This is a genomic window from Streptomyces sp. NPDC003016 (genome assembly GCF_053591455.1).
On sequence record NZ_JBSFTV010000016.1, the window covers coordinates 17986 to 43644 of the forward strand.

23 protein-coding genes and 1 pseudogene are annotated in these 25659 nt (G+C 71.9%); 19 read left to right on the forward strand and 5 right to left on the reverse strand.

Features of this window, described 5'->3' with window-relative positions; translation table 11 throughout:
- Positions 1 to 17 precede the first annotated feature (17 nt).
- Positions 18 to 1820 carry a glycoside hydrolase family 15 protein gene (locus ACWDZ4_RS15810; RefSeq protein ID WP_451508965.1) on the reverse strand — a complete coding sequence of 601 codons (1803 nt, stop codon included), beginning with the start codon at positions 1818 to 1820 and terminating at the stop codon, positions 18 to 20.
- A gap of 406 nt (positions 1821 to 2226) precedes the next feature.
- Between ACWDZ4_RS15810 and ACWDZ4_RS15815 the strand changes: the two genes are divergently transcribed.
- The 12 genes and pseudogenes from ACWDZ4_RS15815 to ACWDZ4_RS15870 form a co-directional block, all read left to right on the forward strand.
- Positions 2227 to 3885 (forward strand): CTP synthase, encoded by a 1659-nt coding sequence (locus tag ACWDZ4_RS15815; RefSeq protein WP_451508966.1) that lies wholly within the window; start codon positions 2227 to 2229, stop codon positions 3883 to 3885.
- 83 nt (positions 3886 to 3968) lie between these two features.
- The gene (locus ACWDZ4_RS15820; RefSeq protein WP_451508967.1) at positions 3969 to 4595 is read left to right on the forward strand and encodes an NUDIX domain-containing protein; all 627 of its coding nucleotides are present in this window, start codon (positions 3969 to 3971) and stop codon (positions 4593 to 4595) included.
- 195 nt (positions 4596 to 4790) lie between these two features.
- On the forward strand, positions 4791 to 6848 hold the full coding sequence (locus tag ACWDZ4_RS15825) for a tetratricopeptide repeat protein (RefSeq protein WP_451508968.1): 2058 nt from the start codon (positions 4791 to 4793) through the stop codon (positions 6846 to 6848).
- Between the two features lie 146 nt (positions 6849 to 6994).
- Positions 6995 to 8110 (forward strand): alanine dehydrogenase, encoded by a 1116-nt coding sequence (ald, locus tag ACWDZ4_RS15830; RefSeq protein WP_451509085.1) that lies wholly within the window; start codon positions 6995 to 6997, stop codon positions 8108 to 8110.
- A gap of 380 nt (positions 8111 to 8490) precedes the next feature.
- On the forward strand, positions 8491 to 9612 hold the full coding sequence (locus ACWDZ4_RS15835; RefSeq protein WP_451508969.1) for a ParA family protein: 1122 nt from the start codon (positions 8491 to 8493) through the stop codon (positions 9610 to 9612).
- Entirely contained in the window at positions 9597 to 10220 is a 624-nt protein-coding gene (locus ACWDZ4_RS15840; RefSeq protein WP_451508970.1) for a hypothetical protein, read from the forward strand. The genes ACWDZ4_RS15835 and ACWDZ4_RS15840 overlap by 16 nt, the downstream gene beginning before the upstream one ends.
- A 56-nt stretch (positions 10221 to 10276) precedes the next feature.
- Positions 10277 to 11284 carry a segregation/condensation protein A gene (locus ACWDZ4_RS15845; RefSeq protein WP_451508971.1) on the forward strand — a complete coding sequence of 336 codons (1008 nt, stop codon included), beginning with the start codon at positions 10277 to 10279 and terminating at the stop codon, positions 11282 to 11284.
- On the forward strand, positions 11281 to 11916 hold the full coding sequence (gene scpB / locus ACWDZ4_RS15850; RefSeq protein WP_451508972.1) for an SMC-Scp complex subunit ScpB: 636 nt from the start codon (positions 11281 to 11283) through the stop codon (positions 11914 to 11916). Before ACWDZ4_RS15845 ends, scpB begins: the two co-directional genes overlap by 4 nt.
- Positions 11916 to 13202 (forward strand): pseudouridine synthase, encoded by a 1287-nt coding sequence (locus ACWDZ4_RS15855; protein ID WP_451508973.1) that lies wholly within the window; start codon positions 11916 to 11918, stop codon positions 13200 to 13202. Before scpB ends, ACWDZ4_RS15855 begins: the two co-directional genes overlap by 1 nt.
- 171 nt (positions 13203 to 13373) lie before the next feature.
- Complete coding sequence (locus ACWDZ4_RS15860) at positions 13374 to 14099, forward strand: NUDIX hydrolase (protein WP_451509086.1); 726 nt, start codon at positions 13374 to 13376, stop codon at positions 14097 to 14099.
- 59 nt (positions 14100 to 14158) lie between these two features.
- Complete coding sequence (locus tag ACWDZ4_RS15865; protein ID WP_451508974.1) at positions 14159 to 15166, forward strand: ADP-ribosylglycohydrolase family protein; 1008 nt, start codon at positions 14159 to 14161, stop codon at positions 15164 to 15166.
- A 3-nt stretch (positions 15167 to 15169) separates the two neighbouring features.
- Positions 15170 to 15502 (forward strand): annotated as a pseudogene (locus ACWDZ4_RS15870) (DNA polymerase beta superfamily protein); the annotation flags it as partial.
- Positions 15503 to 15678: 176 nt separating this feature from the next.
- On the opposite strand, the gene ACWDZ4_RS15875 reads toward ACWDZ4_RS15870, so the two are convergent.
- Together ACWDZ4_RS15875 and ACWDZ4_RS15880 are read right to left on the reverse strand one after the other, a co-directional pair.
- Entirely contained in the window at positions 15679 to 16380 is a 702-nt protein-coding gene (locus ACWDZ4_RS15875) for a nucleotidyltransferase domain-containing protein (protein ID WP_451508975.1), read from the reverse strand.
- Between the two features lie 18 nt (positions 16381 to 16398).
- On the reverse strand, positions 16399 to 16890 hold the full coding sequence (locus tag ACWDZ4_RS15880) for a Rieske (2Fe-2S) protein (RefSeq protein WP_451508976.1): 492 nt from the start codon (positions 16888 to 16890) through the stop codon (positions 16399 to 16401).
- Between the two features lie 268 nt (positions 16891 to 17158).
- Between ACWDZ4_RS15880 and aroH the strand changes: the two genes are divergently transcribed.
- The 5 genes from aroH to der all read left to right on the forward strand — a co-directional run bounded on the left by aroH (position 17159) and on the right by der (position 21616).
- A complete protein-coding gene (aroH, locus tag ACWDZ4_RS15885) occupies positions 17159 to 17521 on the forward strand; it encodes a chorismate mutase (protein ID WP_344493427.1) in 363 nt (120 codons plus the stop codon).
- Positions 17518 to 18603 carry a prephenate dehydrogenase gene (locus ACWDZ4_RS15890; RefSeq protein WP_451508977.1) on the forward strand — a complete coding sequence of 362 codons (1086 nt, stop codon included), beginning with the start codon at positions 17518 to 17520 and terminating at the stop codon, positions 18601 to 18603. Before aroH ends, ACWDZ4_RS15890 begins: the two co-directional genes overlap by 4 nt.
- A gap of 132 nt (positions 18604 to 18735) precedes the next feature.
- Entirely contained in the window at positions 18736 to 19443 is a 708-nt protein-coding gene (gene cmk, locus ACWDZ4_RS15895; RefSeq protein WP_451508978.1) for a (d)CMP kinase, read from the forward strand.
- On the forward strand, positions 19401 to 20084 hold the full coding sequence (locus tag ACWDZ4_RS15900; protein WP_451508979.1) for a lysophospholipid acyltransferase family protein: 684 nt from the start codon (positions 19401 to 19403) through the stop codon (positions 20082 to 20084). The genes cmk and ACWDZ4_RS15900 overlap by 43 nt, the downstream gene beginning before the upstream one ends.
- Positions 20085 to 20155: 71 nt before the next feature.
- Entirely contained in the window at positions 20156 to 21616 is a 1461-nt protein-coding gene (der, locus tag ACWDZ4_RS15905; RefSeq protein WP_451508980.1) for a ribosome biogenesis GTPase Der, read from the forward strand.
- Positions 21617 to 21646: 30 nt separating this feature from the next.
- On the opposite strand, the gene ACWDZ4_RS15910 is transcribed toward der, so the two are convergent.
- Together ACWDZ4_RS15910 and ACWDZ4_RS15915 are read right to left on the reverse strand one after the other, a co-directional pair.
- Positions 21647 to 21994 (reverse strand): hypothetical protein, encoded by a 348-nt coding sequence (locus tag ACWDZ4_RS15910; protein ID WP_451508981.1) that lies wholly within the window; start codon positions 21992 to 21994, stop codon positions 21647 to 21649.
- A 154-nt stretch (positions 21995 to 22148) separates the two neighbouring features.
- A complete protein-coding gene (locus ACWDZ4_RS15915; protein WP_451509087.1) occupies positions 22149 to 22937 on the reverse strand; it encodes a hypothetical protein in 789 nt (262 codons plus the stop codon).
- A 534-nt stretch (positions 22938 to 23471) separates the two neighbouring features.
- Here ACWDZ4_RS15915 and ACWDZ4_RS15920 point away from each other — a divergent pair.
- Positions 23472 to 24755, forward strand: coding sequence for a glycosyltransferase family 4 protein (locus ACWDZ4_RS15920; RefSeq protein ID WP_451508982.1), 1284 nt, complete (start codon positions 23472 to 23474; stop codon positions 24753 to 24755).
- Positions 24752 to 25600 carry a hypothetical protein gene (locus tag ACWDZ4_RS15925; RefSeq protein WP_451508983.1) on the forward strand — a complete coding sequence of 283 codons (849 nt, stop codon included), beginning with the start codon at positions 24752 to 24754 and terminating at the stop codon, positions 25598 to 25600. The genes ACWDZ4_RS15920 and ACWDZ4_RS15925 overlap by 4 nt, the downstream gene beginning before the upstream one ends.
- The last annotated feature ends 59 nt before the right edge of the window (positions 25601 to 25659 follow it).

Genomic DNA, 25659 nt, shown 5'->3' on the forward strand with positions numbered 1-25659 from the left:
GCGGCAGGCCGGCCCGGTCAGCCGCCGTACGCCCCACTGGCCGTCAGCCGCAGTGCCGTGTCGATCAGCGGCACGTGGCTGAAGGCCTGCGGGAAGTTGCCGACCTGGCGCTGCAGCCCGGAGTCCCACTCCTCGGCGAGCAGCCCCAGGTCGTTGCGGAGCCCCAGCAGCTTCTCGAAGAGATCGCGCGCCTCGTCGACCCGGCCGATCATCGCCAGGTCGTCGGCCAGCCAGAACGAGCACGCCAGGAACGCGCCCTCGTCGCCCGCGAGACCGTCCACGCCCGCGTCCTCGCCCGCGGTCGGGTAGCGCAGTACGAAACCGTCCTCCGTGGACAGCTCGCGCTGGATCGCCTCGATCGTGCCGATGACCCGCTTGTCGTCGGGCGGCAGGAAACCCACCTGCGGAATGAGCAGCAGGGAGGCGTCCAGCTCCTTCGAGCCGTACGACTGGGTGAAGGTGTTGCGCTCCGGGTCGTAACCCTTCTCGCACACCGCGCGGTGGATCTCGTCGCGCAGTTCGCGCCACCTCTCGAGCGGGCCGTCCGCGTCGCCCATCTCGATCAGTTTGATGGTCCGGTCGACGGCGACCCAGGCCATCACCTTGGAGTGCACGAAGTGGCGGCGCGGGCCGCGCACCTCCCAGATGCCCTCGTCCGGCTGGTCCCAGTGGGTCTCCAGGTAGCGGATCAGCTTGAGCTGGAGCAGCGAGGCGTAGTCGTTGCGCGCCAGACCCGTCATATGGGCCAGGTGCAGCGCCTCCGTGACCTCTCCGTACACATCGAGCTGCAACTGGTGCGCGGCGCCGTTGCCGACCCGTACGGGGGTCGAGTTCTCGTAACCGGGAAGCCAGTCCAGCTCCGCCTCGCCCAGCTCGCGCTCGCCCGCGATCCCGTACATGATCTGCAGGTTCTCCGGATCGCCCGCGACCGCGCGCAGCAGCCACTCGCGCCACGCCCGTGCCTCTTCGCGGTAGCCGGTGCGCAGCAGCGACGACAGCGTGATCGCGGCGTCCCGCAGCCAGGTGTAGCGGTAGTCCCAGTTGCGTACGCCGCCGATCTCCTCCGGCAGCGACGTCGTCGGCGCGGCGACGATGCCGCCGGTCGGGGCGTACGTCAGCGCCTTCAGGGTGATCAGCGAGCGGACCACGGCCTCGCGGTAGGGCCCGTGGTACGTGCACTGCTCGACCCAGTCGCGCCAGAAATCGGCGGTCGCCTCCAGCGCGGCCTCGGGCTCCGACAGCGGCGGCTCCCCCTTGTGCGAGGGCTGCCAGCTGATGGTGAAGGCGATCCGTTCACCGGGCGAGACGGTGAAGTCGGAGTACGTCGTGAGGTCCTCGCCGTGCGTTTCGGCGTCGGTGTCGAGCCACACCGAGTCGGGTCCGGCGACGGCGACCGTCCGCGCCCCGACCTTGTGGACCCAGGGCACCACACGGCCGTAACTGAAACGCATCCGCAGCGCGGAGCGCATCCGCACCCGGCCGCTGACCCCCTCGACGATCCGGATCAGCTGGGGCGCGCCGTCGCGCGGCGGCATGAAATCGGTCACCCTGACCGTGCCGCGCGGGGTGTCCCACTCCGATTCGAGGATCAGGGAGTCCCCGCGGTAGCGGCGGCGGTCGGCCGCCGGCGGACCGGCGTCGGCCGCGTGCGTGGGGCCGATCCGCCAGAACCCGTGCTCCTCGGTGCCGAGAATCCCGGCAAAAATGGCGTGTGAGTCGAAGCGCGGGAGACACAGCCAGTCGACTGTGCCGTCCCTGCAGACCAGTGCCGCTGTCTGCATGTCTCCGATGAGTGCGTAGTCCTCGATGCGCCCGGCCACGTTGCAATCTCCAGTCGAACGGCCACGTCCGCCCTCTAAGGGGCACTTGCGGTCAGGGGATTTCCGACGAGCTCTTGGTCCCGGGAGCGGGCGGTGATGGTGCCTTCGCCGGCCGGCTCGCAGCGATGTATCAGAGCAGGATACGTCGCGCCCAAGTGCTCTGCGCGACGGTACCGGCAACACGAGTCGGCCGAACAGGCGAGCTGGGGGTGAGTCGTCGGTCCTGGGCGGTCCGGCGCGTGGCCGGAAGCGGCCTCCTCCCGTCGCTGATACCCTGGTACCCCGTGGACCGGTGGCCAGTCTGTGAGACTCAGGGGCCCCGAAACCGCAGCGACGGCACCGCCCGCACCCCGGGCGGAAGCCGGTACGCACCTCACCTCGCGACCACGGGAGCCCCCTCTTGGCGATGCCGCCCAAATCCATGACGACCAAGCACATCTTCGTCACCGGGGGTGTCGCCTCCTCCCTCGGTAAGGGCCTGACGGCCTCCAGCCTGGGTGCGCTGCTCAAGGCGCGGGGCCTGCGGGTCACGATGCAGAAGCTCGACCCCTACCTCAACGTCGACCCCGGCACGATGAACCCCTTCCAGCACGGTGAGGTGTTCGTCACCAACGACGGCGCCGAGACCGACCTGGACATCGGCCACTACGAGCGCTTCCTCGACGTCGACCTCGACGGCTCGGCCAACGTCACCACCGGTCAGGTCTACTCGCAGGTCATCGCCAAGGAGCGGCGCGGCGAGTACCTCGGCGACACCGTGCAGGTCATTCCGCACATCACCAACGAGATCAAGCACCGCATCCGGCGCATGGCGACCGACGACGTCGACGTCGTCATCACCGAGGTCGGCGGCACGGTCGGCGACATCGAGTCGCTGCCGTTCCTGGAGACGGTCCGCCAGGTCCGCCACGAGGTCGGCCGCGACAACGTCTTCGTCGTGCACATCTCGCTGCTGCCCTACATCGGCCCGTCCGGTGAGCTGAAGACCAAGCCCACCCAGCACTCGGTCTCGGCGCTGCGCAGCATCGGTATCCAGCCGGACGCCATCGTGCTGCGCGCCGACCGCGAGGTGCCGCTGTCCATCAAGCGCAAGATCTCGCTGATGTGCGACGTCGACGAGGGCGCGGTGGTCGCCGCGATCGACGCCAAGTCGATCTACGACATCCCCAAGGTGCTGCACACCGAGGGCCTGGACGCATACGTCGTCCGCAAGCTGGACCTGCCGTTCCGCGATGTGAACTGGACCCAGTGGGAGGACCTGCTGGACCGCGTCCACAACCCCGACCACGAGGTCACGGTCGCGCTGGTCGGCAAGTACATCGACCTGCCCGACGCCTACCTGTCGGTGACCGAGGCCATGCGCGCCGGCGGCTTCGCCAACAAGGCCCGCGTCAAGGTCAAGTGGGTCACCTCCGACGACTGCAAGACGCAGGCGGCCGCCGAGAAGCAGCTCGGGGACGTCGACGCGATCGTCATCCCGGGCGGTTTCGGCGAGCGCGGCGTCAACGGCAAGGTCGGCGCCATCCAGTACGCCCGCGAGAACAAGATCCCGCTGCTCGGCCTCTGCCTGGGCCTCCAGTGCATCGTCGTCGAGGCCGCGCGCAACCTCGCGGGCATCGCGGACGCCAACTCCACCGAGTTCGACGCGGCGACCGCCCACCCGGTGATCTCCACCATGGAGGAGCAGCTCGCGTACGTCGAGGGCGCGGGCGACCTGGGCGGCACCATGCGCCTGGGCCTGTACCCGGCGAAGCTCGCCGAGGGCTCGATCGTCCGTGAGGTCTACGGCGACCAGCCGTACGTCGACGAGCGTCACCGCCACCGCTACGAGGTGAACAACGCCTACCGCGCGGAGCTGGAGAAGAAGACGGGCATCGTCTTCTCCGGCACGTCCCCGGACAACAAGCTCGTCGAGTACGTCGAGTACCCGCGCGAGGTCCACCCCTACCTGGTCGCCACCCAGGCGCACCCGGAGCTCCGCTCCCGCCCGACCCGCCCGCACCCGCTCTTCGCGGGCCTGGTCAAGGCGGCCGTGGAGCGCAAGACCGGCAAGACCGGCAAGTAGTCGCAAGAGATACGGTTGCCGGGGTACGGGCCTTTCGGGCCGGTACCCCGGTTTTCTGCTTTCTGCTTTGGGAGGACGCTTTCATGGCCATCAAGGACACCCCCGAGGAGTGGCAGGTCACCGCGACCGCGGTCCCCTTCACGGGCAACAAGACGAGTGTCCGTACCGACGACGTGGTCATGCCCGACGGCAGCGTGGTGCGCCGCGACTACCAGGTCCACCCCGGTTCCGTGGCGGTCCTGGCCCTCGACGACGAGGACCGTGTCCTGCTCATCCGCCAGTACCGGCACCCCGTGCGCCACCGGCTCTGGGAGATCCCGGCGGGCCTGCTCGACGTACCCGGCGAGAATCCCCTGAGCGCCGCCCAGCGCGAGCTCTACGAAGAGGCACACGTCAAGGCCGAGGACTGGCGGGTGCTGGCCGACATCTACCCCACGCCGGGAGGATGCGACGAGGCCGTACGGATCTTCTTCGCCAGCGGTCTCTCCGCGGCCGAGGGCGAGCGCTTCCTGGTCGAGGAGGAAGAGGCGGACATGGAGCACGCCCGGGTCCCGCTCCCGGAGCTCGTGCGGGGCGTGCTCGCCGGGGACCTGCACAACACCTGCCTGGTGACGGGCGTCCTCGCGCTGACGGCCGCGCTCGCCGGTGACGGGATCGACGCGCTCCGCCCGGCCGGTACGCCGTGGCCGGCGCGCCCCTTCGACGCCTAGACCGGCCCGCGGAGTCCTTTTCCCTTCTCGCCCCCGCCCACCCCCGATCGGGGGTGGGAAGCGAAAATCTGCTGATCCGATCGGGGGACGCCCCCGCCGCGCTCCGCACGGTCCGTAGCAGAGAGTGAACTACGCTCGAAGTTCCCGGCCGCAGACGCGGACGGGCTTGTGCGCAGGCGGACGGGAGCGTGGCCCGTGACGGATCAGGCGGTGGACACCAGCGGCACGGCGGCGGGTTCCGCGGCAGGGCGGACGACGGGCGAGTTCTTCGGCAGAGCGCGCGAGCTCAAGGAGCTGCGGGCCGACATCGAGCGGGCCGGACTCGACACCCTCGCCGGCCGCAAGGCGCCGAGTGCGCGCGTGCTGCTGATCGCGGGTCGCCCGGGCTCCGGGCGCACCGCCCTCGCCGGGGAACTCACCGCGAGCCTCGCCGGCGACTACCCCGACGGCGTGCTGCGTGCCCGGCTGACCGACCCGGGCGGCGAGCGCGTGCCCACCGAGCGCACGGCCCGCGCGCTGCTCGACGACCTCCAGGTCGCCGCCCCGCCCGGGGCCGGGGACGACGAGCTGTCCGAGCTGGTGCGCGAGGCGCTCACCGCACGGCGCGTCCTGCTGGTCCTCGACGACGCCGCCGACGCCGAGCAGGTCGATCCGCTGCTGCCCGACAACCCGGACTGCCTGGTCGTCGCCACGGCCCGGGGCCCGCTCACCGGCATCCCCGGGGTCCGCCCCTGCACGATCGGCGGCCTGGACACCGGCTCCGCCGTCGAGTTCCTGGCGCGTTCCACGGGGGCGGTCAGGATCACCGTCGACCCCACGGCGGCCCACACGCTCGCCGAGGAGTGCGGGGGACAGCCCGCCGCGCTGGCGCTGATCGGCGGCTGGCTCGCGGCCAGCCCCAAGGCGTCGGTCTCCGACGTGACCAAGCGGCTGCACGACATCCCGGTCGACCCCGCGCAGCCCACCGGGGCCAGGCCGCTCGCCCGCGCCTTCCGGTTCGTGTACGAGTCGCTGCCGCAGCCCACGGCGCGGATGCTGCGCCTGCTCGCCCTGGCGCCCGCCGGTCTCGTGGACGCGCACACCGCCTCCGCGCTGGCCGGCTGCTCGGTCTCCGGGGCGCAGACGGCACTGGACGACTTCGTCGCGCTCGGTCTGCTGCGGAGGCGGACGGACCGGCAGGGGGAGACCGGCCCGCAGTACGAGGTGCCCGGCTGCCTCGCGCCCATGATGAAGGCGCTGATGGAGGACCTGGACCGGCCCGCCGAGGTGCAGCTGGCCCGGGCCAGGATGCTGGAGCGGACCGTACGCCGGCTCCAGTCCTGCCGGGCGGTCACCGAGCCCGACGGCTCTCCGGCCCGCAAGAAGCTGTCGGGGCTGCCGCGCGCGCTGCGCTTCCCCAGCGTTCCGGCCGCCGCCGAGTGGCTGCGGGTCCGCCAGCCCGCGCTGCTCGCCTCCGCCCGAATCGCGGTGGAGGACGGCGAACTCGACACCCTGGCGCGCCGACTGGTGGCCGCGCTGGTACGGGCGCTGGTGGCGCACCGGGGTCCCGAAGCCGCGGCTCCCGAGCTGTACGGGCTGCACCGGCTCGTACTCGACGTGGCCGAGCGGTGCGGTCTGCACCGCGAACGGGCCGCCGCGCTGCTGAACCTCGCCGACCTGGACGCGCGGACCGGGCGCACGCAGGAGGCGCTGACGCGCTACCGGGCGGCGCTGGACGCGGGCCGGGCGGCCGGCGACCCGTACGCGACGGGCCGCGCGATGGAATCCGTAGGTGGGACATATCAGGAATTGGGCGACTGGTCACGCGCCTCCGACTGGTACGGCCGGGCGCTCGAACAGCGACTGACGCGCGGCGAGCACGCCGACGCGGCGCGGCTGTACGGGCGGCTCGGGACCGTACACACCTATGCGGGCCGTTACGGCGAGGCACTGCGCAACTGGCGGGCTTCGGCGGCGGGGCACCGCAGGGTCGGTGATCTGCCGGGTCACGCACGTGCGTTGAGCGAAGTCGCGCGGGTGCAGGAGTACGCGGGCCGTCCCGAGGAGTCGCTGCGCACGTGCCGCGAGGCCGTGGAGTGGGCACGCCGGGCCGGCGACGTACGGCTGCACGCGGCACTGGAGCTGCGGCTCGCGGACACACTCGGCCGGCTGGGGGATCCGGCGGCCGCGCGACTGCACCGGACCACTGCGGAAAGACTGCTTGAAGAAGAGGGTCCTACCTACGAAATCCGCAGTGCTTCGCTGAGAGATTGATGCTTTGTAAGGCTAGACAGCTGGAAATCCTTCATTAGACTGGCTCTGCCGCGTCATAGTGCGGTGTTCCCCGGGTGTGCCGTGCGTACCTGGGTATGTATGGCATTGACCCTTTTATTCCCCCTGAGCCAAGGACCGTGATCGACGTGAAGGTCGGCATCCCCCGCGAGGTCAAGAACAACGAGTTCCGGGTGGCCATCACCCCCGCAGGCGTGCACGAGCTGGTGCGCCACGGCCACCAGGTCTTTGTCGAGCAGAGCGCCGGCGCCGGATCCTCGATCACGGACGGCGAGTACGTCGCCGCCGGTGCGCAGATCCTGGCCACCGCGGACGAGGTCTGGGCCACCGCTGACCTGCTGCTGAAGGTCAAGGAGCCCATCGCCGAGGAGTACCACCGCCTCCGCAAGGACCAGACGCTCTTCACCTACCTGCACCTCGCCGCCTCCCGCGAGTGCACGGACGCCCTGCTGGAGTCCGGCACCACGGCGATCGCGTACGAGACGGTGGAGACCGCGAACCGCGCCCTGCCGCTGCTCGCCCCGATGTCCGAGGTCGCGGGCCGGCTGGCCCCGCAGGTCGGCGCGTACCACCTGATGCGCTCGGTCGGCGGCCGCGGCGTGCTGCCGGGCGGCGTCCCGGGTACGGCGGCCGGCGAGGCCGTCGTCATCGGTGGCGGCGTCTCCGGCTGGAACGCCACGCAGATCGCCGTCGGCATGGGCTTCCACGTGACCCTGCTCGACCGTGACATCAACAAGCTGCGCGAGGCCGACAAGGTCTTCGGCACCAAGGTGAAGACGATCGTCTCCAACTCCTTCGAGCTGGAGAAGGCCGTCGTCGAGGCCGACCTCGTCATCGGCGCCGTGCTCATCCCCGGCGCGAAGGCCCCGAAGCTCGTCACCAACGAGCTCGTCGCCAAGATGAAGCCCGGAAGTGTTCTTGTCGACATTGCGATCGACCAGGGCGGCTGCTTCGAGGACTCGCACCCGACGACGCACGCCGAGCCGACGTTCAACGTCCACAACTCGGTCTTCTACTGCGTCGCCAACATGCCGGGCGCCGTCCCGAACACCTCGACGTACGCGCTGACGAACGCCACGCTGCCGTACATCGTGGAGCTCGCGAACCGCGGCTGGGTCGAGGCGCTGCGCCGGGACGCGGCCCTCGCCAAGGGGCTCAACACCCACGACGGCCAGGTCGTTTACCGCGAGGTCGCCGAGGCCCACGAGCTGCCGCACGTCGAGCTGGCCACGCTTCTCGCCTGACGCGTCAACAAAAGTCGTCAACCTCACGCATCCGGCCGGACCTTGTCGACAAGGTCCGGCCGGATGCGTGTCCGGCTGCTTTCGAGGGCCTGTTCAACTCGCCGCGAACGTAACACTTTAGCCGTTTCGCGACCCTGCGAAACGTGCGGCCCGTGCCCCGGTTTGCCGCCCGCACACCCTTGACACAGGGGTGTTCCGTTGCCGACACATCGGGCCGGGTACGGCGGATTGTGTTGCTGCGGACCGGTGCCACGCCATAGAGTCGCCAACCGTCGGCATGGTGCCACGCTGACCTATCGATAAGTTTCCTGGTCACGTCCAAGGAGGTAAGACGACTTGTGAATGAGTCGACATTTACTCCCGGGGGTGGTCAACCAGGGATGCATGCACGGAGCCAGGACCCATCGGGGCTCCAGGCTGTCGGCTCCGTCGCTGTCCGCACCTTCGCCACCCATCAGCACATGACGACAGCCCACCAGAGCATGGACGGCCTACACGTGAACGCCATGGCCGGCGACCAGAGTGGGGACAAGTCCACCACCCGCTTCGCCGACTTCGACGAGGTGCCCGAGGGGCACTTCTACGATCCCGACGCAGAGTACGAGCCCGACCCCGAGTACGCGGCCACCCTCGCCCCCGACGCTGCCCGCCAGCGCCGCGAGCGGATCGGCCCGACCGGACGGCCGCTGCCGTACTTCCCGATCCCGGGCCCGCTGACCGACCACGGCCCCGCGAAGATCATCGCCATGTGCAACCAGAAGGGCGGCGTCGGCAAGACGACGTCCACCATCAATCTGGGTGCGGCCCTCGCGGAGTACGGACGACGGGTCCTGCTCGTCGACTTCGACCCGCAGGGAGCCCTGTCGGTCGGCCTCGGCGTGAACCCGATGGAGCTCGACCTCACGGTCTACAACCTGCTCATGGAGCGGGGCATGTCGGCCGACGAGGTCCTCCTGAAGACCGCGGTGCCCAACATGGACCTGCTGCCGAGCAATATCGACTTGTCGGCGGCCGAGGTCCAGCTGGTCAGCGAGGTGGCCCGCGAGTCGACACTTCAGCGGGCGCTCAAGCCGCTGATGGCCGACTACGACTACATCGTGATCGACTGTCAGCCCTCGCTCGGTCTGCTCACCGTGAACGCCCTGACGGCGGCTCACAAAGTGATAGTCCCCCTCGAGTGCGAGTTCTTCGCGCTGCGCGGTGTGGCCCTGCTGACCGAGACGATCGAGAAGGTCCAGGAGCGGCTCAACCCCGACCTGGAGCTCGACGGCATCCTCGCCACGATGTACGACTCCCGCACGGTGCACAGCCGTGAGGTGCTGGCGCGGGTCGTCGAGGCATTCGACGAGCACGTCTACCACACGGTGATCGGGCGTACGGTCCGCTTCCCGGAGACCACGGTCGCCGGTGAGCCGATCACGACGTACGCCTCCAACTCGGTCGGTGCGGCCGCTTATCGCCAGCTCGCCAGGGAGGTGCTCGCCCGGTGTCACGCCGAGTGAGTCTGCCGGGGGCCGACGAACTGTTCCGCACGACCGGGGGGATGGCGCTGCAGTCGTCGTCCCCGCGCCGCCCGCCCGCAGGCGGCGAGGCACGCGTGCCCGGTCCCGCGGCGGAGAGCGACCCCGCGACGGCGGCCGAGCAGTCCGAGGGCGCGTCGCCCAGGAACTCCGCCGGCTCCGGTGACGCGGCCGAGCACACCGCCGCCGACGCGGAGGCCGGCGGGCATCGCAGCCGGGCCGTGGAGGGCGACCAGGCGGCCGCTGCCGCCGCCAGGGCCCGCCGCGCGCCGGAGAGCCAGCCGTCCGCGCAGCCGCCCTCCCAGCAGCGTTCTGCGGCCCCTGCCGCGGGCGCCCAGCCGCGGCGCAGGGGCGGGCGCGGGGCGAACCGTCGCCCCAGCGGCCGCGAACGGCACGACGAGAAGATCACGGTCTACGTCTCGGCCGAGGAACTGATGGACCTGGAACACGCACGGCTGGTGCTGCGCGGTGAGCACGGGCTCGCCGTCGACCGCGGCCGGATCGTGCGGGAGGCGGTCGCCGTCGTCCTCGCGGACCTGGAGTCGCGCGGCGACGCGAGCATTCTCGTACGGCGCCTGCGCGGTCGCTGACCGGACCGGAGGTAGCCTGCGCTGCCCCTGTTTCTTTTTCCGCACCTGGACCCGCGATGCCGCCCACCGACGTCCCCGCCCAGCCCGCCAGGGCCTCACGCCGCAGCCTGGGGCGCGGGCCGGGGGCGGCGCGCCCGGCGGCCCCGGAAGACGCTCCGGAGGCTCCTCCAGAGGCCGGAGAGACGCCAGAGGCCGGGGCGGGGGCGGGCGGCCCGGAGAGCACGCCCCCGCCCGACGGGCCGGTGGTCGTGGCGGACGGGCCGGTCGTGGCGGACGGGCGGTTCACCGTCCGGCTGGTGAATTTCGAGGGGCCCTTCGACCTGCTGCTCCAGCTCATCTCGAAGCACAAGCTCGACATCACCGAGGTCGCCCTCTCGAAGGTCACCGACGAGTTCATGGCGCACATCCGCGCCATGGGGCCCGACGGCGACCTCGACCAGACCACCGAGTTCCTCGTCGTGGCCGCCACCCTGCTCGACCTCAAGGCCGTGCGGCTGCTGCCCGCCGCCGAGGTGGAGGACGAGGGGGACCTCGCGCTGCTGGAGTCGCGGGACGTGCTGTTCGCGCGGCTGCTGCAGTACCGCGCGTACAAGCGGATCGCCGACATCTTCAGCGAGCGGCTGGACGCGGAGTCCCGGCGGTACCCGCGTACGGTCGGTCTCGAACCGCACCACGCGGCGCTGCTGCCCGAGGTCGTCATCAGCATCGGCCCCGACGGCTTCGCCGAGCTCGCCGTGAAGGCGATGCGGCCCAGGGCCGAGCCGCAGGTGTACGTCGACCACATCCACGCGCCCCTCGTGTCCGTGCAGGAGCAGGCCGAGGTGGTCGTCGCGCGGCTGCGGGAGGTGGGGGAGGCGGATTTCCGGACGCTCACGGAGGACGCCCCGGACACGCTCACCGTTGTCGCGCGGTTCCTGGCGCTGCTGGAGCTCTACCGGGAGAAGGCCGTGGCCATGGACCAGGAGGAGGCCCTGGGAGAGCTCATGGTGCGGTGGACCGGCACAGCGGCGGCGCAGCCCGTCGTCACGGACGACTTCGATCAAGTGGTGGAGGAGACACAGTGAGCGAGACCCCCGCGGTCGCGGACCTCGGCCTCAAGCCCGCCCTGGAGGCGGTCCTCATGGTCGTCGACGAACCCGCCGCCGAAGAGCACCTCGCCAAGATCCTGGAGCGGCCCCGCGGAGCCGTCGCGGACGCCCTGCGGGAGCTGGCCGACGAATACGCCGTACAGGGGCGCGGATTCGAGCTCAGAGCGGTCGCCGGGGGATGGCGCTTCTACGCGCGGCCCCAGTACGCGGCGGCGGTCGAGGGCTTCCTGCTGGACGGCCGGCAGGCGCGCCTCACCCAGGCCGCCCTGGAGACCCTCGCGGTCGTCGCGTACCGGCAGCCCGTGAGCCGGTCACGGGTCTCGGCCGTACGTGGCGTGAACTGCGACGGCGTGATGCGCACCCTCCTCCAGCGCGGTCTGGTCGGGGAGGCGGGCACGGAACCCGAAACAGGTGCGATCCTGTACAGGACGACGAACTACTTTCTGGAGCGGATGGGCCTGCGTGGCCTGGACGAGCTCCCGGAGCTCGCGCCATTCCTCCCGGAGGCGGACGCGATCGAGGCTGAGACGCTAGAGGGTGTGCCGTCGTTCGATGCGGACGCCCCGTACGCCTCGGACACAAACGCAGACGACAAGACGGAATTTTGATGCGAAGCAGCAGCGGCAGGAACAGCGGAAGCGGCAACGACCGGAATCAGCGGGGCGCGGGCAAGGGGCGCGACGACAGGCAGAAGCGCAGCGACCGCCCGGACCGCCAGGACCGCCCGGACCGTCCCCGCCCGGAGGAGCGCCGTTACGACGTCGGCCATGACGCACCCGGTGCCCGTGGCGGCAGCGGTGGCGGCGCCGGGCGCGGTGGCAGCGCCGGCGGTGCGGGACGTGGTGGCAGTGGTGCGGGCGCCGGCCGTGGTGGCAGCGCCGGCGGTGCGGGACGTGGTGGCAGTGGTGCGGGCGCCGGCCGCGGTGGCAGCGCCGGCGGCGCCGGGCGCGGCGGCAGCACCGCCGGCAGCGGCCGTGGCGCGTCCGCGCGCGGTGGCGCCAAGGGCGGCCCCAAGGCCCCGCAGAGCAACAGGGGCGCGGCGCCGCGCCGTGGCCCGCACGGCCAGCGCGAATCCCGCCCGCGCGAGCTCGACGCCCAGCTCGAGGAGCGCGTACGCGAGCGGCACAGCAAGCCTCAGGTGAAGACGCCCAAGACGTTCCCGGGAGCCGAGCAGGAGGGCGAGCGCCTGCAGAAGGTCCTCGCCCGCGCCGGCATGGGCTCGCGGCGTGCCTGCGAGGAGCTCATCGAGCAGGCCCGGGTCGAGGTCAACGGCGAGATCGTCACCGAGCAGGGCAGGCGTGTCGACGTCCACAAGGACGAGGTCAAGGTCGACGGCCTGACGGTCGCCACCCAGTCGCACCTCTTCTTCGCGCTCAACAAGCCGGCCGGCGTCGTCGCCACCATGGGCGACCCGGACGGCCGTCAGAACCTCAACGACTACGTCAACAACCGTGAGACGCGTCTCTTCCACGTGGGCCGGCTGGACACCGAGACCGAGGGCATCATCCTGCTCACCAACCACGGCGAGCTGGCCCACCGTCTCACCCACCCGAAGTACGGCGTGAAGAAGACCTACCTCGCCGCGATCCAGGGCCCGCTCCCGCGCGACCTGGGCAAGCGCCTCAAGGACGGCATCGCGCTGGAGGACGGGTACGCCCGCGCCGACCACTTCCGCGTCGTCGAGAACACCGGCAAGAACTACCTGGTCGAGGTGACCCTCCACGAGGGCCGCAAGCACATCGTGCGCCGCATGCTGGCCGAGGCCGGCTTCCCGGTCGAGCGGCTCGTGCGGACCTCCTTCGGACCGATCCCGCTGGGCGACCAGAAGTCCGGCTGGCTGCGCCGCCTCACCAACACCGAGGTCGGCATGCTGATGAAGGAAGTCGGTCTGTAACCGACGCCCCTTCCCCGAGGCCCCCGGCCGGTTCCTGTACGTACAGGAACCGGCCGGGGGCTTTTCGCTGCGCGCGTGGTGCGGTCTTGCGGTGCGGACCGGACTTCTTTATAGTCATGATGACTATAAAGAAGTCGGTCAGTGAACCACCGCGCAGAAGCCAGGAGCGAGATGAACGACGCGACGACGTACGACCCGCACGCCTTCGAGCCGTTCGCCGTCACCGTCGATCTCGCCGTCTTCACGGTGCGGGAGGGGCGGCTGCACGTCCTGCTGATCCGACGTGGACAGGACCCGTACGCCGGGGCGTGGGCGCTGCCCGGCGGCTTCGTACTGCCCCGGGAGTCCGCCGAGTCCGCCGCCCGGCGCGAACTGGCCGAGGAGACCGGCCTGTCCCGGGAGTCCGCCGCCGCGCTCCACCTGGAACAGCTCCGTACGTACAGCGAACCCGACCGCGATCCGCGGATGCGCGTCGTCTCCGTCGTGTACACCGCGCTCGTGCCCGGCCTGCCGGAGCCGCGCGGCGGCGGCGACGCGGCGCACGCGCAGTGGATGCCCGCCGACGGGGCCCCGGCGCTCGCCTTCGACCACGCGCGGATCATCGCCGACGCGCGGGACCGCATCGGCGCCAAGTTCGAGTACACCTGCCTGGCCACGGCCTTCTGCCCCCACGAGTTCACGCTGGGGGAGCTCCAGCAGGTGTACGAGACGGTGTGGGGCGTGGAGCTCGACCGTCCCAACTTCCGGCGCAAGGTGCTGGCCACGCCCGGCTTCGTGGAACCGGTGGAGGGCGCGCCGCGGCGTACCGGAGGACGGGGGAAACCGGCCGCGCTCTACCGGGCCGGGACCGCCGCCACGCTGCACCCGCCCCTCCTGCGCCCGCAGCGACGCTCCTGACGACGTCCCGAACCACGCCCCGAACGACGATCCGAACGACGCCTCCAAGGACGGTCCGCATGAAGACGAAGCAGGCAGCCACCGGCGCCCTCGTGGGACTCGCGCTGGGGGACGCGCTGGGCTTCCCCACCGAGTTCGACGATGTGCCCTCGATCCTCGCCAAGTACGGGCCGTGGCGGGAGATGGAGCTGCCGACGCCCGCGATCGTCACGGACGACACCCAGATGACGCTCGCGCTCGGGCGGGGGATACGGACCGCGACGGACCGCGGGGTGCTCGGGCCGCCGAGGCTGGCGCGGCCGGTGCGCGAGGAGTTCGTCGACTGGTACCACTCGCCCGAGAACAACCGGGCGCCCGGACGCACCTGTCTCGTCGCCTGCCGGCTGCTGGACAGCGACCTGCCCTGGCAGCGGGCCAGCCAGGTCGGCTCCAAGGGGTGCGGGGCCAACATGCGGGTCGCCCCCGTCGGCCTCGTACCGGGGCTGAGCGAGGAACAGCGCGCCGGGGCCGCGCAGTTGCAGTCCGCCCTCACGCACGGGCATCCCACGGCGCTGGCGGCGAGCGACCTGACGGCCCGGGCGGTGTACCTGCTGGCGCAGGGCGCGGAGCCGACGGGGCTGGTGGGGCAGCTCCGTTCGTACGCGTACGAGAACCGCACCCGCTACCACGAGCGCTGGCTCGGGGACCTGTGGACGTACGCCCACGACGCCTCGCCGGAGACGTTCGTCGCGCGGGGCTGGGACGAGTGCCTGGCCGTACTGGAACGGCTGGCCGCGGCGCTGCGCACGCCGTCGCCGGAGACCGACCCGTGCCTGGCGACGGGAGACGGATGGATCGCGGAGGAGGCGCTGGCGACCGCGCTGCTGTGCTTCCTGCTCTTCCCCGGGGAGCCGGTCACCGCGCTGCGGCGGGCGGCGTGCACGCGGGGCGACTCCGACTCGATCGCCTGCCTGGCGGGAGCGTTCGCCGGAGCGCACCTGGGGGCGGAGGCGTGGCCCGCGCGGTGGGCGGAGCGCATCGAGTACAGGGGGGGACTGCTGGCCCTCGGAGCGCTCTGGGACGCCTGATCCATGAGGGCGTACGAGAAGTGTCTGCGCGAGGCCGGGCTGCCGGACACCGACCTCGCGCCCCTTCTCGCGGACGAGACCGATCCGCTGCTGTTCGCGCCGGTTTCCGGGGCGCACCTCTACGGGTTCCCGTCCCGGGACCCGGACGTGGACCTGCGCGGCGCGCACCTGCTGCCCGTGCCGGCCCTCGGCGGCCCGGGGGAGCCGGAGGAGACGCGGAGCCGCACGGGGGTGCGCGACGGTGTGGGGAGGGGCCTGGTCACGCACGACCTGCGGAAGTCCGTACGGCTGATGCTGCGGCGCGACGGCGATGTGCTGGAACAGCGACCGCGGCCTGCTGCGTGCGGACGTCGGCGCCCTCCACGCCGTGCTCGACGCGGCGCGGGCGGCGTCACGGCCTCCGGCCGAGGCGACGGCGTACGAGCGGCTGAACGGCTCCGCCGTCCGGGCCGGGCCCACCCACGACGCGACGGAGGACACCCCGGGCCGGGGAGGCACGCCGGCCGCGTCTTTCAGCGGGCTGAAGCGCGGCGTACGCGGAACAGGAAGTCCTCCACGCGGGGGCGGTCCGGCTCCGGCGGGAGCGGGCTCTTCGCCCCGGCCGCGTCCGCCTCCGCGTGGAGGCGCTCCATCCGGCGCTCGACCTCCGGCCACGCCACCTCGCCCCGCTTGACCGCCAGCAGCCGCTCGCGCTCCTCGCCGACATCGATCACCAGCTCGCCCGTGCGCAGCAGATCGCGGCAGCTGCCGAGCAGCCGCAGCAGGTGCATGGCGTGCTTCCAGCGCGGGGCGCCGTGCTGCCGTACGTCCGCCTCCAGCTTCCTGCGCCGGCCGACCGCGTACCGGACGAAGGTCTGGTGGGCCCGGCGGGAGAGGAACGCGTCCCGCAGGGCGATCAGCTCGTGGCCGGTGGCGTCGACGCGCTCGACCAGCGGGGAGTGCAGGCACTCCAGGATGTTGGGGTCGGCGCGCAGGGCCAGCTCGCAGAAACGTTCCAGCTCCCAGGAGAACTGCTCGTCCATCGGGCCCTCGACATGCGTCGGGGGCTTCTCGAAACCCCAGTACAGCGGCGTCGGCGCGACGAAGACGCCGCGCCGGTCCGTGTCGCTGCCGTCCGTGGCCAGGCCGAAGGCGCGCGAGCCCGTCACACAGGAGTAGACCGTGTGGCGGCGTACGAGGTCTTCGGGCGCCGGCGGGGCGGAGGACGGGTTCATGCTCGGGATTGTGCCGCGTCAGGCGAGCCGGATCGAACCACTTTCCACGGTGATCTGCCGCGGCGGGAGCGGCTTGCGGGCCGGGCCGCCCGCGACCGAGGCGTCCGCGACCCGGAACGTGCTGCCGTGGCAGGCGCAGACGATGGCGCCGTCCTCGACGCTGCTGACGGTGCAGCCCTGGTGCGTGCACACCGCGGAGAAGGCCATGAAGGTGCCCGGCTCCGGCTGGGTCACCACCACCTTCTCGTCCTCGAAGACCTTGCCGCCGCCCACCGGGATCTCCGAGGTTGCGGCGAGCGCCGCACCGCCGTCGGGAACCTCTCCGGTGGGCGACGCGCTCCCGGAGGGGGCGGGCGAACCCGAGGGGGCCGGTTCGGTCTCCTCGGCGCCGCCGTTCACGCCGTCTCCGGTCCCGCCCCCGCCGCCGTTGCCGCAACCGGTCACCAGCGCGGTGCCCGCAGCCGCGGCTCCGGCCGCGAGGACCGCCCGGCGGCTCGTACTCCTGCCCATCACGTGCTCCTCCTGTCGTCGCACCGGAGGTTCGGCGCGAAGGGCAGCATCTTCGCGCTCATCGCCCCGCAGAAGAAGCATCCGGGGCGCGAATGCCGCGTCACGCTGCCGTTGTACGTCCGACAGCCCAATCCGGGCGGGCCGTGGCCGGCGCCGGGCGCGGCCGGGCCCGCGCGTCTCACCCGTGGAACGCGCCGACCCCCGCCGGGCCCTGCCCAACTACGCTGAATCAAGCAGGGCACATGAGGTACGGAACGAGGAGCACGACGTGGCAGTACGAGCGGTGCGCGGGGCCGTCCAGCTGGAACGGGACGAGGCCGGGCACATGGACGAGCGGGTCGGCGAGTTGCTCTCGGCCGTTCTGGAGCGCAACGGGCTCACCCCCGACGACCTCATCAGCATCTGGTTCACGGCCACCCCGGACCTCCACAGCGACTTCCCGGCCGCCGCGGCACGCAAGATCGGCATCGTCGACGTACCGCTGATCTGCGCCCAGGAACTGGACATCACGGGAGCCATGCCGCGCGTCGTGCGGATCCTCGCGCACGTCGAGTCGGACCTGCCCAAGTCATCGGTCTCCCACGTCTACCTCGGCGCCGCCGGCGCCCTCCGCAAGGACATCGCCCAGTGAGAACCGCCCTCGTCGTCGGAACCGGCCTGATCGGCACCTCGGCGGCCCTCGCCCTCGCCGGGCGCGGCGTCACCGTCCACCTCACCGACCACGACCCGGCGCAGGCCCGCACCGCCGCCGCGCTCGGCGCCGGCACCGACGAGGCGCCCGAAGGCCCCGTCGACCTGGCCGTCGTCGCCGTACCGCCGGCGCACGTGGCCACGACGCTGGCCGACGCCATGCGGCGCGGGACCGCCCGCGCGTACATCGACGTCGCCAGCGTCAAGGGCGGACCGCGCCGCGAGCTGGAGGCGCTGGGCTGCGACCTCACCTCGTACATCGGTACGCACCCGATGTCCGGCAAGGAACGTTCGGGCCCGCTGGCCGCGACCGCCGACCTCTTCGAGGGCCGCCCCTGGGTCCTCACCCCCACCCGCGACACCGACACCGAGGTCCTCAACCTCGCGCTGGAGCTGGTCGCGCTGTGCCGGGCCGTGCCCGTGGTGATGGACGCCGACGCCCACGACCGCGCGGTCGCGCTCGTCTCGCACACCCCGCAGCTGGTCTCGTCGATGGTCGCGGCGCGGCTGGCGGACGCGGACGAGACGGCGGTACGGCTGTGCGGCCAGGGCATCAGGGACGTCACCCGCATCGCCGCCTCCGACCCCCGGATGTGGGTCGAGATCCTCTCCGCGAACCCGGGCCCCGTCGCGGACGTGCTCACCGGCGTCGCGGCCGACCTGGAGGAGACCGTCCAGGCGCTGCGGGCCCTCCAGTCCGCCGACGACGACAAGCGCAGGGGCGGCGCCGAGGGCATCGAGGACGTCCTGCGGCGCGGCAACACGGGCCGCGAGCGCGTGCCGGGCAAGCACGGGGCCGCCCCGGCGGCGTACGAGATCGTCGCGGTCCTCATCAGCGACCGGCCCGGCGAGCTGGCCCGGATCTTCGCGGACGCGGGGCGTGCGGGCGTCAACATCGAGGACGTGCGCATCGAGCACGCGACCGGGCAGCAGGCGGGCCTGGTGCAGCTGATGGTGGAGCCGGCGGCCGCACCCGGGCTGGCCGCCTCACTGCGCGAGCGGGGCTGGTCGATCCGCCAGTAGCGGCCTTCGCGCACCGGTGCGGCGCCCGGTTTGCGGTGGTATCGCAAGGGCGTCGAGGGTGGGGCCGGGGACTCGGTAACCTTGGGTGGGGCCCGTCGGGTCCCCGCCCGTCCAAGCCCGTGTACCAGGAAGGTGTCCTACACCGTGGAAACCGCCGCCCGGACCGCCCCGGCAGCAGTGATTGTCGCCATCGACGGCCCCTCCGGCACGGGCAAGTCCAGCACCTCCAAGGCCGTCGCCGCCAAGCTCGGTCTCAGCTACCTGGACACCGGCGCCCAGTACCGGGCGATCACCTGGTGGATGCTGAGCAACGGCATCGACGTCACGGACCCCGTCGCCATCGCGGACGCCGCAGGCAAGCCCGTGATCGTCTCCGGCACCGACCCCTCCGCTCCGACCATCACGGTGGACGGCGTCGACGCCTCCGGGCCGATCCGCACCCAGGAGGTCACCTCCAAGGTGAGCGCCGTCAGCGCCGTGCCCGAGGTGCGCACCCTGATCACCGACCTGCAGCGGTCCATCGCGAAGGGCGCCGTACTCGGCATCGTCGTCGAGGGACGCGACATCGGTACGACCGTGCTGCCGGACGCGGACCTCAAGATCTTCCTGACCGCCTCTCCCGAGGCGCGCGCCGCCCGCCGCAGCGGCGAGCTGAAGGGCGCGGACGTGTCCGCGACCCGCGAGGCCCTGCTGAAGCGGGACGCGGCCGACTCCAGCCGCAAGACCTCGCCGCTCGCCAAGGCGGACGACGCGGTCGAGGTCGACACCAGCGACCTCACGCTGGACCAGGTCATCGAGTGTGTCGTCACCCTGGTCGAGGGGAAGCGAGCCGCGAAGTGACGGCACCCACACCGCGTGGCGCGGCGGTCGGACGGGGCATCGGCATCGGCCTGGCGTACGGGCTGTTCAAGCCCCGCGTCCTCGGCGCCTGGCGGGTCCCCGTGAGCGGGCCGGTGATCCTGGCGGTGAACCACTCGCACATGATCGACGGGCCCATGCTGATGGGGACGGCCCCCAGGCCGGTGCACTTCCTGATCAAGAAAGAGGCGTTCGTCGGCCCCCTCGACCCGTTCCTGCGCGGAATCGGTCAGCTGAAGGTGGACCGGGCGACCGCCGACCGCACGGCGATCTCGAACGCGCTGGGCGTCCTCGCGGACGGCGGGGTACTGGGAATCTTCCCGGAGGGCACCAGGGGCGAGGGCGACTTCGCGTCGCTGCGCGCCGGACTCGCGTACTTCGCCGTACGCGGCGGGGCGCCGGTCGTCCCGGTGGCGGTGCTCGGCTCCACGGACCGCCGCGGACGGCTGATACCGGGCCTGCCACCCCTGCGCGGCCGGGTGGACATCGTCTTCGGCGATCCCTTCGAGGCCGGCGACGGCAGCGGACGGCGCACGCGCAAGGCGCTGGACGAGGCCACCGTACGGATCCAGGAGCGGCTGACCGCCCACCTGGAAAGTGCCCGGCGTTTCACCGGGCGCTGAGTGAGACTTGAGTAGTGGACCGCGCGGAATACCGGTGGTCCATCGATGATGATGAACGAGGAACGGACTTCATGAACGACCAGATTCACTCCGGCGACGAGCACGGAGCACTTGGCGACGCCGAGTACGCGGAGTTCATGGAGCTCGCCGCGCTGGAGGGCTTCGACGCCGAAGAGGTCGAAGGCGCGATCGGCGAAGCCGGTCACGGCCCGCTGCCCGTCCTCGCCGTCGTGGGCCGCCCCAACGTCGGCAAGTCGACCCTGGTGAACCGCATCATCGGCCGCCGCGAGGCCGTCGTGGAAGACAAGCCCGGTGTCACCCGCGACCGGGTCACCTACGAGGCCGAATGGGCGGGCCGCCGCTTCAAGGTCGTCGACACCGGCGGCTGGGAGCAGGACGTCCTCGGCATCGACGCGTCCGTCGCCGCCCAGGCCGAGTACGCGATCGAGGCGGCCGACGCCGTCGTCTTCGTCGTCGACTCCACGGTCGGCGCCACCGACACCGACGAGGCCGTCGTCAAGCTGCTGCGCCGGGCGGGCAAGCCCGTCGTGCTCTGCGCCAACAAGGTCGACGGCCAGAGCGGCGAGGCGGACGCCACCGCGCTGTGGTCGCTCGGCCTCGGCATGCCGCACCCGGTCTCCTCGCTGCACGGCCGCGGCACCGGCGACATGCTGGACGCCGTACTGGAAGCCCTGCCCGAGGCCCCGGCCCAGACCTTCGGCCAGGCTGTCGGCGGTCCGCGCCGCATCGCGCTCATCGGCCGCCCGAACGTCGGCAAGTCCTCGCTCCTGAACCGGGTGGCGAACGAGGACCGCGTCGTCGTCAACGAGATGGCGGGCACCACCCGTGACCCGGTCGACGAGCTGATCGAGCTCGGCGGCATCACCTGGAAGTTCATCGACACGGCCGGCATCCGCCGCCGCGTCCACCTCCAGGAGGGCGCGGACTACTACGCCTCGCTGCGTACCGCCGCCGCCGTCGAGAAGGCCGAGGTCGCGGTCGTACTGATCGACGCCAGCGAGTCCATCAGTGTGCAGGACCAGCGGATCATCACGATGGCCGTCGAGGCGGGCCGCGCGCTGGTCATCGCGTACAACAAGTGGGACACCCTCGACGAGGAGCGCCGCTACTACCTCGAGCGCGAGATCGAGACCGAGCTGGCCCAGGTCGCGTGGGCGCCCCGGGTGAACGTGTCGGCGCAGACCGGCCGTCACATGGAGAAGCTGGTCCCGGCGATCGAGACGGCGCTGGCCGGCTGGGAGACCCGGATCCCGACGGGCAGGCTCAACGCCTTCCTCGGCGAGATCGTCGCCTCCCACCCGCACCCGGTCCGCGGCGGCAAGCAGCCCCGCATCCTCTTCGGGACGCAGGCGGGGACCAAGCCGCCGCGGTTCGTCCTCTTCGCCTCCGGCTTCCTGGAGGCCGGCTACCGGCGCTTCATCGAGCGCCGACTGCGCGAGGAGTTCGGCTTCGACGGCACCCCGATCCACATCTCGGTGCGGGTGCGCGAGAAGCGCGGCCGCAACAAGTGACGCGGAGGGCCTGCCAGCAGGTCTAGAGGTTCAGATCCCCCGACGGGGAGCGGGCGGCAGCGCTGCCGGGAAGCGGTTCCCGGTGTGCTGCCGCCCGTTGCTGTGAGGGGGGTTGTTGCCGGCGGCGTCGCCGTTGCCGTGGTGACTGCTGCCGGCGCTCTGCCAGAAGCCGCTGTGCCCGCTGTGCGCTCCCTGGCCGGTGCGACCGGTGGGACCGGGGTTGCGGTGCACCCCGGTGGTGAAGGCTGTGAACCCCAGATGCTCCTCGCCGCTGCGGTCACCGGGCAGGGCCCGGAAGGACCTGCGGTACTCCGAGTAGAGCGCGTCGTAGATCGGGGTGTGCGAGTGGTTGGTCTGAGATTCCCGCGAGGGACGCATCGCGGGAATCTGGCTCTGGTACGGCTGGGGGCGTGGGGGGTCGTATGAGTGCACGTACGTGCCAACGACCCCGGCGCCCGTCGGATGCGGGCCGAGCAGGGGGTCACCTGCTCGGCGGGGGTACGCGGGGCGCGCCGTCCGGCCGTACGGCCCGTCAGGTGCCGGCCAGCGGCATGGCCGCGGCGGCCAGCGCGCCGTTGGCCGCGGCCTTCTCCAGCGCGTTGCGCAGCAGGTCTTCGCGCGGCTGCTGGCCGATGGAACCGGCGGGTGCGGCGAAGACGAGGACGGTGCTCGACTTGTTGGCCGCCGTCCGCCATCCGTCGGTGACCTGGAGCGGCTGGTGGGCCTGCCACCAGGAGACCTGGTTGCCACCGCCGGTCCCGGGCTGGAGTACGGCGTGCAGCTGGCCCATGGCGAGCAGGACGGACCAGCCGGGCAGCGCGGCGGGCACCGCGCTCAGGTCGGCGACCGGCTGGAACCCCTGCTCGGTGACGAGCGGGAGGAACTCGTCGGTGCTGCCGTCGGAGCCCGGACGGGCGACGGGACCGGTCGGCTCGACCACCAGGGCCGGATGCAGCTGGCCGCCGATCAGTACGAGGCCGCTGGTGACCCCGAGCACGGCCTGGTCGGGCGCGTCGGCGTGCTGGGCGCCGGGGAGGTCGGGGCCGCCGCCCGTGATGCTGCGTACGGCGCCCTGGAGCTGTTCCTCGGCCACCTGGACGACCTGCGAGGGGATGCAGGTGGCGTGGGCGAACGCGAGGACGGCGGTCTCGTCCCCGACGAACAGCACGGTGCTGGTGCGTTCCAGTTCGGAGTCGCCCTGGGTACGGCAGGAGGTGCAGTCGTAGCTGCCCGGGGCGTTCTCGCCGGCGAGCAGCCGGTCGGCTTCTTCGTCGCCGATCTCGGCGCGTACGTCGTCGCTGACGTCGAGCATGCGCGGCACGGGGGACTCCTCGGGCTCGGTGCGGGTGCCGGGCGATTCCCGGCTCGTCAAGGAAGACAACGGGCGAGTCGTGGCCGGAGTCACGCGAACAGGCGAACAGAATCGAACCAACCGGTGCGGAGCGGGGAACGAGTGCCGGGCGGACGGCTCGAACGCGTCGGTGCCCGGGCGATCGCCGGCCGGCCGGCGCGAAGGCGGCCGGCCCCGCCCCGGACCGGCTCAGGACCGGGGTCCCGCTGGTCGTTCCGCAGGCGAAGGACGGGGCGGAGCGCGCCGCGGCCCGGACGCCTCCGCGCTGAACACGGCTGTGCCGGGGCGGAGTTCGGCGCGGCCGTGGCCCGGATTCCCCACCGGCCCTGACGCAGGGAACGGCAGTTTGGTTGCCTCGTTCGCGCTATCGATGTCGCAACCGTATTGGAACGATTTGGCCCGGACCAGACCAATCCTGTTTTGCCCAGTTACAGTCGCTTTCTGAACGATGCTGATCACAGACCACAGCACAGTCCGCGGGAAAACGGGGAGCCACGTCGGCGTATGCACATCTCTTTCCTACTCCACAACGCGTACGGCATCGGCGGCACGATCCGTACGACGTTCAACCTCGCCCAGGCGCTTGCCGAGCAGCACGATGTCGAGATCGTCTCGGTCTTCCGCCACCGCGACGAGCCGGCGCTGGGCGCCCCCGCCGGCGTACGGCTGGACTACCTGGTGGACCACCGGAAGAAGAGCCCGGGATACGACGGCCACGACGAGCGGTTCGCACTCCCCGCCAAGGTCTTCCCGGAGAGCGACGGCCGCTACAAGCAGTACAGCCGCCTCACCGACGTCCGGCTCGCCGCGTACCTGAAGTCCCTGGAGGCGGACGTCGTCGTCGGCACCCGCCCCGGACTCAACGTGCACATCACCCGGCAGGCCAGGCGCGGTCCCGTGCGGGTCGGCCAGGAGCACCTCACCCTCGACGGCCACAGCCACCGGCTGCGCCGCGAACTGAGCCACCGCTACGGCCTGCTGGACGCCGTCACCACCGTCACCGAAGCCGACGCCCACGCCTACCGCACCCGTCTCAAGCTGCCCGGCGTACGCATCGAGGCCGTGCCCAACAGCGTGCCCGCGCCCACCGTCGCCCCGGCCGACGCCAGTGCCAAGTGGGTCGTCGCGGCCGGCCGGCTCACCAAGGTCAAGCGGTACGACCTGCTGATCAGGGCCTTCGTGAAGGTCGTCGCCGCCCGCCCCGACTGGCGGCTGCGCATCTACGGCGGCGGCGACGCGAGCGGCAACGAGAAGGACAAGCTGCGCGCCCTCATCAACGAACTCGGGCTCTACAACCACGTCTTCCTGATGGGAGCCGCCAACCCCATAGAACCCGAATGGGTCAAGGGCTCGATCGCCGCGGTCACTTCCAGCCACGAGTCCTTCGGCATGACCATCGTCGAAGCGATGCGCTCCGGCCTGCCGGTCGTCTCCACCGACTGCCCGCACGGACCCCGCGAGATCATCGCCGACGGGACCGACGGACGGCTGGTGCCGGTCGGTGACGCCGGCGCGATCGCCGACGCGCTCCTCGGCCTCATCGAAGACGACGAGCTGCGACGCGCCATGGGGGCGGCCGCGCTCGAGAACTCGGCCCGCTTCGACCCGGGATCCGTCGCCGGGCGCCACGAGGCGCTGTTCACCGAACTGGTCTCGCGCGGCGCCCACGGCCCCTCGCGCAGCCGGGTCCGCGAAGCGCTGTACCTCTCCCGGGGGGCGGTACTCGACAGGGCGTACTCCCTCCGCCACAAGGCCGCCTCCGCGCTCCGGAAAGGGCAGACCGCATGACCAGCACCTCCACCCGTACCGAGCCGCCGCGCGCCCACTGCATCGCGGACTCCGCGGGCGGCGTCACCTTCGACATCGTGGGCGACGCGTCGCCGGGCGCGGTGCTCGTACTGCGGCGACGCGGCGGGAAGACGGCCGCGGACGTGATGCGGCTGCCGCTCACCCCCGCCGGGGAGGGCCGGCTGCGCGCCGTGCTGCCCAGCACGGTCGAGCTGGCCGAGGGCCGCTGGGACGCCTTCACCACCCAGGGGGACGAGACCGGCGAGCAGCGCATCGAGCCCGGCCGCAGGGACCTGCGCTCGCTCGTCGACCGTGTCCCCGACCCCGGGCGCGCCCAGGTCGCCGTACGCATCCCCTACCCGGCCCTCGACGGCAAGCTCGCGGTGCGCAGCTGGCTGCGCGCGCCGCATGCCGAGGCGGGGACCGTCACCTTCGCGCCCGGCGCGATGACGGTGGAAGGACGGCTGTACGGGACCGGGCTCGGCGAGGGCGCGGCCGTCGAGGCCAGGCTGCGCGGCGCGGAGAAGGAGGTGCGCCGGGCGCCGGTGAGCGGCCGGGAGGACGGCATGTTCACCTTCACGCTGGCGTACGAGACGCTGGCCGAGGGGCGTGACGACGAGCAGCGGCTGTGGGACCTGTGGCTGTGCCCGGCCGACGGCTCGCCGGGGATGCGGATCGGACGCATCCTGGACGACATCTGGGACAAGAAGACCGTCTTCCGCTACCCGGTGCTGCCGGTCGAGGGCCCCCGGGTGACCCGGCCGACCACGGCCTACCCGTACTACACCGCCGACAACGACCTCAGCGTGCGCCTCGACACCGCCAAGCACACCGGGAAGCGGTAAGAGGAAGCGGGAGCAGAGCGGTCGGTGCTTGAGGACGGTCGCTGTCCTCAAGCACGGGC